Below are 1,386 nucleotides of genomic sequence, written 5' to 3' on the forward strand. Positions count from 1 at the left end.
GGACGCCGGGCGTCCAGGCATGGAGGCTTTTCGGCTTTACCCCTGAGATACCCAGGGCCAAGTAGAGACTTAGCAAAGGGATAAAAGTATCCCTTAGTAGAAAGAGGCTCATCGAGCCTCTTTTTGTTTTACTATTAAATATTAGAGATAGGCCTCAATCATCTGCCGGATCGAATGGCCGGTAATAGGCTTTCACGCTTCCTCGTAGCCGCTCCTGAGGTGCTGGTATAAAATGGCTGACAGCCTCCTCCCATTCTGGACATCTGGGCATGTTGTCTCGGAGGCTTTCTTTGTATAATTCATTTGCCGTCTGTATGCTAGCACCTGCCTCACGAATGCACCGCATTAACAGATTTGGCGTCGTTTCAACAAACGCACTTGCTATGATTGCCGCTGACGATTCCGAAATTCCACCGACTTGGGTTGTGCCGTTACGCAGCGCAAGCGATAGGTCTTCCTCAGAAACTATGTTTCCATAGGGAACATTGAGATGCGTAACCGCTATGCTCAGCCCTGACATTTCCCAGCTCCCATACGAGAGAAAGTCACTTTTTTGAATTGCGATATGATAGCCATGCTGCGAGTGCTACTAAGGCTCCAAGCCCCAGAAGCGGAGATGCTAACAAAATCATTTCGAGGTACTCGTTCACGATGAATCCTGTTGTCAGATTGTTTTCAACAGCTTCTTCACCCTACTACTATACATCTATCATAGCTTCAATATGGATAGCTGGACATGAAGGTTCTTCATCTAGGATGACTGGGACTAGCTATCGTTTTTTGCAGGTTGCTTAAGGTAAGACCAAGGTAGCAACGTTCTTTCCATATCCTCACTGACTCTGATAGAGTCGTAACCCCACCCTACATGGCACCCATCATGGAACAACAAAGAACTATTAATGCCCTCCCTGCATGGGGATCTACAGCTGAGAGTCACCGTGACAAAGCCTGTATCGTCCAGGACTGGGAGCTAGTCAGCATTGATCTTGAAGGTAAAGATGTTCAATTCCTTTACGGTACAGTGGTGAGCGACTACAAGCGCCGCTGGCAGTCTGGTGATTATGTGTTCACCAGCGCAGTAGTGAAGTTTGACGAAGAGACGGGGCTGGTGAAGACAAAAAACTCGCTATACTGCCTTCAGGGTAACGGCGAAGAGGTGTTTCCCACGCTGAGAGAGGCCGCTAAGATGAGGGGTATAGGTCAGTCGCTTCATACCGTTAGGGCCATTGAGCGCGACGTAGGAGAGATCCAAGGGCCGCATCATGACTGATCACAACGGGCACTCCTAAGCGTAACCGCCCTGCTCTATGTGCTCAAGGTAGCGCAGAACCTCGGCCACCCTCCCCTTGTCGATCAGCTGCTTCGCTGTGAGGCTTCCCAACGTTG

The 1,386-nt window shown here is 49.6% G+C and carries 1 protein-coding gene; it reads left to right on the top strand.

The window, feature by feature from the left end; translation table 11 throughout:
• Nucleotides 1–865 precede the first annotated feature (865 nt).
• Nucleotides 866–1,270: a hypothetical protein gene (locus tag V6D20_12915; GenBank protein ID HEY9816681.1), complete on the top strand. Its 405-nt coding sequence runs from the start codon at nucleotides 866–868 to the stop codon at nucleotides 1,268–1,270.
• Nucleotides 1,271–1,386: the final 116 nt, after the last annotated feature.

It is taken from the genome of Candidatus Obscuribacterales bacterium (assembly GCA_036703605.1).
Lineage (GTDB): Bacteria > Cyanobacteriota > Cyanobacteriia > RECH01 > RECH01 > RECH01.